The sequence below is a fragment of the Streptomyces ipomoeae 91-03 genome, from assembly GCF_000317595.1.
Lineage (GTDB): Bacteria > Actinomycetota > Actinomycetes > Streptomycetales > Streptomycetaceae > Streptomyces > Streptomyces ipomoeae.
In genome coordinates this window covers 1-6,948 of record NZ_AEJC01000454.1, presented here as the reverse complement: position 1 = coordinate 6,948, position 6,948 = coordinate 1, and the positions used below count along the sequence as shown (strand labels likewise).

7 protein-coding genes are annotated in these 6,948 nt (G+C 67.9%); 1 reads left to right on the top strand and 6 read right to left on the bottom strand.

The window, feature by feature from the left end; genetic code table 11:
- From STRIP9103_RS29890 to STRIP9103_RS29870, 5 genes are all read right to left on the bottom strand, one after another.
- On the bottom strand, positions 1–814 hold an 814-nt coding region (locus STRIP9103_RS29890), incomplete at its 3' end, for a 3-dehydroquinate synthase family protein (protein WP_048821240.1).
- Positions 814–1,395: a shikimate kinase gene (locus STRIP9103_RS29885; protein ID WP_078614096.1), complete on the bottom strand. Its 582-nt coding sequence runs from the start codon at positions 1,393–1,395 to the stop codon at positions 814–816. The genes STRIP9103_RS29885 and STRIP9103_RS29890, both read right to left, overlap by 1 nt.
- Entirely contained in the window at positions 1,392–2,576 is a 1,185-nt protein-coding gene (gene aroC, locus STRIP9103_RS29880) for a chorismate synthase (RefSeq protein ID WP_009326646.1), read from the bottom strand. Before aroC ends, STRIP9103_RS29885 begins: the two co-directional genes overlap by 4 nt.
- A gap of 189 nt (positions 2,577–2,765) precedes the next feature.
- Positions 2,766–3,224, bottom strand: a complete 459-nt coding sequence (locus tag STRIP9103_RS29875) for a (2Fe-2S)-binding protein (protein ID WP_009326649.1) — start codon at positions 3,222–3,224, stop codon at positions 2,766–2,768.
- 173 nt (positions 3,225–3,397) lie between these two features.
- A complete protein-coding gene (locus tag STRIP9103_RS29870; protein ID WP_086019326.1) occupies positions 3,398–4,648 on the bottom strand; it encodes an RNA-guided endonuclease InsQ/TnpB family protein in 1,251 nt (416 codons plus the stop codon).
- Between the two features lie 479 nt (positions 4,649–5,127).
- On the opposite strand from STRIP9103_RS29870, the gene STRIP9103_RS29865 reads away from it, so the two are divergent.
- Positions 5,128–6,294, top strand: coding sequence for an ISAs1 family transposase (locus STRIP9103_RS29865; protein ID WP_009326645.1), 1,167 nt, complete (start codon positions 5,128–5,130; stop codon positions 6,292–6,294).
- A 301-nt stretch (positions 6,295–6,595) separates the two neighbouring features.
- Here the strand turns inward: STRIP9103_RS29865 and STRIP9103_RS52085 are convergent.
- On the bottom strand, positions 6,596–6,948 hold a 353-nt coding region (locus STRIP9103_RS52085), incomplete at its 5' end, for a hypothetical protein (protein ID WP_234022339.1).

Here is a 6,948-nt window from a genome sequence, read left to right as displayed (position 1 = left end):
ACACCGCCGCGCCGTGCCGCCACTTGTAGCGCTCGTTCTTCTCGATGGCATGGGCGAGGGTGTGCCCGTAGTTGAGGATCTCGCGGCGGCCGGACTCCTTGAGGTCGCCGGAGACGACCTCGGCCTTGACCCGGATGGACCGCTCGATCAGCTCGGCGGTGTGCGGTCCGGCGGGGGTGCGGGCGGCCTGCGGGTCGGCCTCGATGAGGTCGAGGATCACCGGGTCGGCGATGAAGCCGGCCTTGATGATCTCGGCGAGCCCGGACACGTAGTCGTTGACCGGCAGCGACTCCAGCGCGGCCAGGTCGCAGAGCACACCCGCCGGCGGGTGGAAGGACCCCACGAGGTTCTTGCCCTCGGCGGTGTTGATGCCGGTCTTGCCGCCGACCGCCGCGTCGACCATGGCGAGCACGGTGGTCGGGATGGCGATCCAGCGCACCCCGCGCAGCCAGGTCGCCGCCACGAACCCGGCGAGGTCGGTGGTGGCGCCGCCGCCCACGCCGACGATGACGTCGGTGCGGGTGAACCCGGACTGGCCGAGCGCCTTCCAGCAGTAGGCGGCGACCTCGGCGGTCTTCGCCTCCTCGGCGTTGGGCACCTGGATGGCGACGGCCTCGTAGCCCTGCTCGGCCAGGTCGGCGCGGAGCGCCTCACCGGTCTCGCCCAGCGCCTCGGGGTGAATGACCGCGACCCGCTTGGCCTTGCCGCCGATCAAGCCGCCGAGTTCGCCGAGGAGTTGACGCCCCACCAGGACCTCGTACGGCTCGGTGCCCGCCGTGCCGCCGACCTGGATCCTTGTCACCTGGTTTCCCATCACGTCCTCCTGCCGGGGGTCCGGCCCGCGGCGGAGCCGCTGTTCGATGCCGCGTCCCCGGGCGACGCGGTCTTCAACTCCAGTGCGTCCAGGGCGACTTGGGTGACTTCCTCGGGCGTACGACCATCGGTGGGCACGACGACCGTGGCGACCTCCTCGTACAGGTGGCGCCGGGCCTCCATCAGCTCCCGCCACTGCTTGCGGGGGTTGACGGCGAGCAGGGGGCGGGCGGTGTTCAGACCGGTGCGCTTGACCGCTTCCTCGACGTCCATCGAGAGATAGACGACGCGCTGCCCGGCGAGCAGGCCGCGCGTGTCCGGGTCGAGGACAGCGCCCCCGCCGAGGGCGAGGACGCCGTCGTGTCCGGCGAGTGCGGAGCGCACGGCCTGCTTCTCGATGGCGCGGAAGGCCGCCTCGCCCTCGTCGACGAAGATCTCCGCGATCGCCCGGCCCTGCTCGGCCACGATGTCGTCGTCGGTGTCCCGGTAGTCGACGCCGAGCCGCTCGGCGAGCATCCGGCCGACGGTGGACTTGCCGACGCCCATGGGGCCGACGAGTACGACCACAGGCACCGGGCTCACCTGATCGCGAGGTTGTCGAGGTACGACTGGACGTTGCGACGGGTCTCGGTGACGCTGTCGCCACCGAACTTCTCCGCCACCGCGTCGGCGAGGACCAGCGCGACCATCGCCTCGGCGACGATTCCGGCCGCCGGCACCGCGCACACGTCGGAGCGCTGGTGGTGGGCCTGCGTCGCCTCACCCGTGACCACGTCCACGGTCTGCAGCGCGCGCGGCACGGTCGCGATCGGCTTCATGGCCGCACGCACCCGCAGCAGCTCACCCGTCGACAGTCCGCCCTCGGTGCCACCGGAACGGCCCGAGGCCCGCTTGATGCCCTGGTCGGTGGCGACGATCTCGTCGTGCGCCTTCGAGCCGGGCACCCGGGCCAGGTCGAAGCCGTCGCCGACCTCGACGCCCTTGATCGCCTGGATGCCCATCAGCGCGGCGGCCAGCCGGGCGTCCAGCCGGCGGTCCCAGTGCACGTGCGAGCCGAGGCCCACCGGCACTCCGTAGGCCAGTACCTCGACGACTCCGCCCAGCGTGTCGCCGTCCTTGTGGGCCTGGTCGATCTCCGCGACCATCGCCTTCGAGGCGTCGGCATCGAGGCAACGCACGGGGTCGGCGTCCAGCTTCTCGACATCGGCGGGGGTCGGGTAGACGCCGTAGGGGGCCTTCGCGGCGGCCAGTTCGACGACGTGGCTGACGATCTCGATCCCGGCCGTCTCCTTCAGGTACGACCGGGCCACCGCGCCCAGGGCCACACGGGCCGCGGTCTCACGGGCGGAGGCGCGCTCCAGGACGGGCCGGGCCTCGTCGAAGCCGTACTTCTGCATACCGGCCAGGTCGGCGTGGCCGGGCCGCGGGCGGGTCAGCGGGGCGTTGCGGGCGAGGCCCGCCAGGACCTCCGGGTCGACCGGGTCGGCCGCCATGACCTGCTCCCACTTCGGCCACTCGGTGTTGCCGACCATGACGGCCACCGGCGAGCCCATGGTCAGCCCGTGGCGCACACCGCCGATGAACGTGACCTCGTCGCGCTCGAACTTCATCCGCGCACCGCGTCCATAACCGAGGCGCCGACGGGCCAGGTGGTCCGCCACCATCTCCGTGGTGATCGGCACGCCGGCGGGAAGGCCCTCCAGCGTCGCGACAAGTGCGGGACCGTGGGACTCCCCCGCGGTCAGCCAGCGCAACCTGCTCAACGGTGTGCTCCTCAGTGTTCGCGCCCTCGTACTGCCTGCTGCCTTGGTGTACGCGCGTCCTCGCGTACGGCGACGGCGAGCAGGTGCGCGGCCCCGGCCCGCCACCTCCGATCCTCGCATGTCCGGGCCCGGGACCGGTCACAGGTCCAGCAGACGGACGGGCTGTGCAGGCAGATCGGGCTGACTGTGTCACCTCATCCTGGCCGCCGCGCTCCTGATCGCCTCGCGGATACGGAAGTACGTGCCGCAGCGGCAGACGTTCGCTATCTCGTCGATGTCGGCGTCGGTGGGGTTCCTGGTGCGCTTGAGGAGGGCGACGGCGGCCATGATCTGACCGGGCTGGCAGTAGCCGCACTGCGCGACGTCCTGCTCCAGCCAGGCTTCCTGCACGGGGTGCAGTTCGTCGCCGTCGGCGAGTCCCTCGATGGTGGTGACCTCACGGCCCGCCGCCTCGGCGACCGGCACCACACAGGGCCGTACCGCCTCGCCGTCGAGGTGGCTGGTGCACGCCTTGCAGACGTCGATGCCGCAGCCGTACTTGGGACCGCGGATGCCGAGCAGATCGCGCAGCGCCCAGAGCAGGGGCAGGTCGTCGGGGGCGTCGACGGTGACGGTCTCGCCGTTGACGGTGAATGTGTGGGAGGGCATGGCTGTGCTCCTGGACCGTACAGCTCAGCGCAGGACAGACGTGAGGTCCACGTCGAAGTGGCAGGGAAGCTGTGCGGTTGGGCCCCGGTGGCCCGATTCGGCGGGCGTGTGTGTGCGTAGTGGAACTGCGATTGACATGCTCCTGGGCCGAAGCCCGAGGATTCTGGCCGTCCCTACCGGGTGCTGTGCCGCTTGGCAACACGGCTCTGGGTGGAGAGTCCATGGCTTCCTGTTTCTTCACGCAGCGCCGGGATCGCTCCCGGTCTTACCCGCGCTCCGCAGGCTGCTACCGCCAGTCCGGCGGCCGTCTTGACGTTGATTGCGGCGTTGATGTCCCGGTCGTGAACGGTGCCACAGGCCGTGCAGGTCCACTCGCGGATATGGAGGGGTTTGGATCCGTCCTTGGCACCGCAGGTGGAGCAGGTCTGGCTGGTCGGCTCGAACCGGTCGATGATGATCAGGGTTCGTCCGTACCGTGCCGCCTTGTAGGTCAGCATGTTCACGAAGGAACTCCAGCCCGCGTCGTGGACCGATTTCGCCAGCCGGGTCCGAGCGAGTCCGCTCACGGCCAAGTCCTCCACGGCGATCGCTTGGTTCTCGCCGATCAGCTGGGTGGAGAGCTGGTGGTGGAACTCGCGGCGGGCGTCCGCGACCGCGGCGTGAGCACGGGCTACTTTCAGCCGAGCCTTATCTCGGTTGTTCGATCCCTTCTGTTTGCGGGACAGCTCTCGCTGGGCTTTCTTGAGTTTCTTCTCCGCGCGGCGTAAGAACCGCGGGGAGTCGATCTTCGTGCCGTCAGAGAGTACTGCGAAGTGGGTGAGACCGAGGTCGATGCCCGTCGTCCGGACGGTGACGGGCATACGCTCCGCGTCGGTAACTGGGTCGGTCTCAATGACGAAGGACGCGAAGTATCTTCCGGCGCTGTCCTTGATTACGGTGACGCTGGATGGAGTAGTAGGCAGGGCTCGAGACCAGGCGACTTTCACCGCGCCGATCTTGGGTAGGTTCAGACGGCCGCCGCGGGTGATCGACCAGCGGGCGTTGGCGGTGAACCGAATCGCCTGTCGGGTGTCCTTGCGGGACTTCATCCGCGGCGCCTCGACTTTCGGCCCTTTCCGGTCGCCTCTGAGAGAGGCGAAAAAGTTGCGGTAGGCGGACTCGGCATCCCGCAGGGATTGCTGGAGCACGACGGAGGACACCTCCGCAAGCCAGACGCGTTCCGGGCGTCTTTTCGCCTCGGTGATCAGCGTGCGGGACAGCGTGGCCAGGTCCGGGTAGGGCAGACCGTTCGCGTGGGCGGCTTGTCGAGCAGCGATCACGTCGTTGTAGACGATGCGAGCGCACCCGAACGCCCTCGCCAGTGCGCCTGCCTGGGCGGGCTTCGGGTACAGACGGAAGGAGTACCTGAGCTGTACAGCACCCAGCCTACTCACTTACCGTTACGACTGATACACAGGGCGCCAGAATTGGCAGAGGCTGCGTTTTCTGATGCATATCCACTTTGTTTTGCGACCAAGTTCAGACACAAGGTGTTCACCGATGCCCATCCGCCGCAGACACGGACAGATGCGACTCTTAGGTCGGTCTACGCGAAGCCGCCTGTGGGCAATCCCCAGTGAACTTCCCCCGAAGGTCGCCGCAACGACGAAGCTGGTCGACTCCTTCAAGATTGCCCCCTCCTGCCGCCTGCGCCGGGAGTTCGACGATCCGACTCGGTGCCACTAACTCAGGGGCCGTTGCGTGATCGCGTTTTGTCCGGAGTGCCGTGCTGGCCCGTCCTTGGAGGGGACGTCCCGGTTCGAGTAGGGGGCGGACGCAGTGCAGGCACGGTCTCAGTGATCATGTGAGTGTCGAAGTCCCATGAACACCTGGCGAGTCCGTGCCTGCTCCTGCATCTTCCCCCATGCCCACCGCGCTGGCCCAACTGGGCGGGACTGCCGGGCCGGTCCCGCTGGCGGACGCGGTCGCACTGTCCGACTTCCTGGACCTGGTGCCCGACCCGCGAGGCGTCCGTGGCCGCCGCTACCAGTTGTCGGCTCTGGTCGCCGCGGCCGCGGCGAGCGTCCTGGCCGGTGCCCGCTCGCTCGCCGCGATCACGGAATGGATCGGCGACGTCCCCGCGTGGGCCTGCCGGGTTCTCGGCTTCCCCACCGACCCGCTCTCCGGCACCGTGTCCGTCCCGCACCCCCACACCCTGCGCCGTCTGCTCGTCCAGCTCGACGGCGACGCCCTGGACCGGGCGATCGGCGCCTTCCTCACCGCCCGCGCCGCCACCCCGGCCGGTCCCGGACCGCGGGCGATCGCCGTTGACGGCAAGGCCCTGCGCGGCTCGCGCACCCACGTCACCGGGCACGTCACCCTGCTCGCCGCGATGGAACACACCGGTCACGTCCTGGCCCAGCGCCAGGTCACCGACAAGAGCAACGAGATCCCCGCCTTCCGGCCCCTGCCGGACAGCATCGACCTGACCGCCACGGTCATCACCGCCGACGCGCTGCACACCCAGCACGCCCACGGCACCTACCCCCGCGAGCGCGGTGCCCACTACATCGCCCAGGTCAAGGCCAACCATCCCGGCCTCTTCGATCGCGTCCGCCGTCTGCCCTGGCGTGAGATCAGGCTCGACCACTACGACCGCACGCGGGCCCATCACCGCCTGGAGATCCGGCGGCTGGAGACCGCTGCCTTCGCACACCTCGAATACCCCGATGCCCGCCAGGCCCTTCAAGTCGTGCGCTGGAGGAAGGACCTCACCAGCGGCAAGCTCTCCACCGAGCGCGTCTACCTGATCACCAGCCTGCCGCCCGGCGCGGCGACCGGCGCCCAGATCGCCGACTGGATCAGAGGGCACTGGAAGATCGAAAATCTTCTGCACCACGTCCGCGACCGCACGTTCCGCGAGGACGACTCCAAGATCCATGCCGGCCATCTCCCGCGCATCATGGCCGGCCTGCGCAACCTCGCCATCGGCGTCCACCGTCAGGACGGCCACACCAACATCGCCGCCGCCCTACGTCACACCGCTCGCGACTGGCGAAGGCCCCTCGCCGCCCTCGGCCTCATCGGATGAATCCGGACAAACCTTGACCATGCAAAGGACCCTGGCCACTAACTAATGGGACAGCATATTTCGGCCGCTCTTATTTCGCCAGCACCGTCGGCGTCACATCCTCAAGCGCGAATTCACTCGAAAACTTGACATGTAGACATGTACAGACACTGCAAGGAAGGATGAACCATACATGAGAAGCCCCATACGCAACTCGGAAGATTCACCACAGGAGTCGGAGAGCGTGACAGTCAACCGCAGATGGACAGGCACTTTTCTTGCGATCGCCGCATCAGCATCCCTGATTCTTGCTAGCTCAGGGTCAGCGCATGCTGGCGAGAATGCCGTAGCCTGTAACGGAAAAATCAACACCTACGGAGTGTGCGCCGGTGAAGCCATATTCGACTTTACTGACCACGTATTCCAGGGAGTCAAGTACGGAGAGCGGGTCCAGGTCAATGACAACGCGCGGGACAGCCATGGCGTCCAGGTCTACGTGCAATGGGATGGAGAAAACCCTCACCGGAAGGTATGCAACGAAGGCGCAACCGGCTGCTACTTCTACTTCAAGATCCCTGAGGGTGAGAGAGTAAGCATTCAAGTGTGCCTGACAGAGAAGAGCGAGGAGATTAACCCGTCCTGCGGGACTCCCCGATACGGAAGAGCTTAACCTTG

What these genes read in the sequence shown, in the direction of transcription:
- STRIP9103_RS29875 (WP_009326649.1), bottom strand. Translation starts at nt 3,224, where the DNA reads ATGCCCTCCCACACATTCACCGTCAACGGCGAGACCGTCACCGTCGAC.
- STRIP9103_RS29865 (WP_009326645.1), top strand. Translation starts at nt 5,128, where the DNA reads ATGCCCACCGCGCTGGCCCAACTGGGCGGGACTGCCGGGCCGGTCCCG.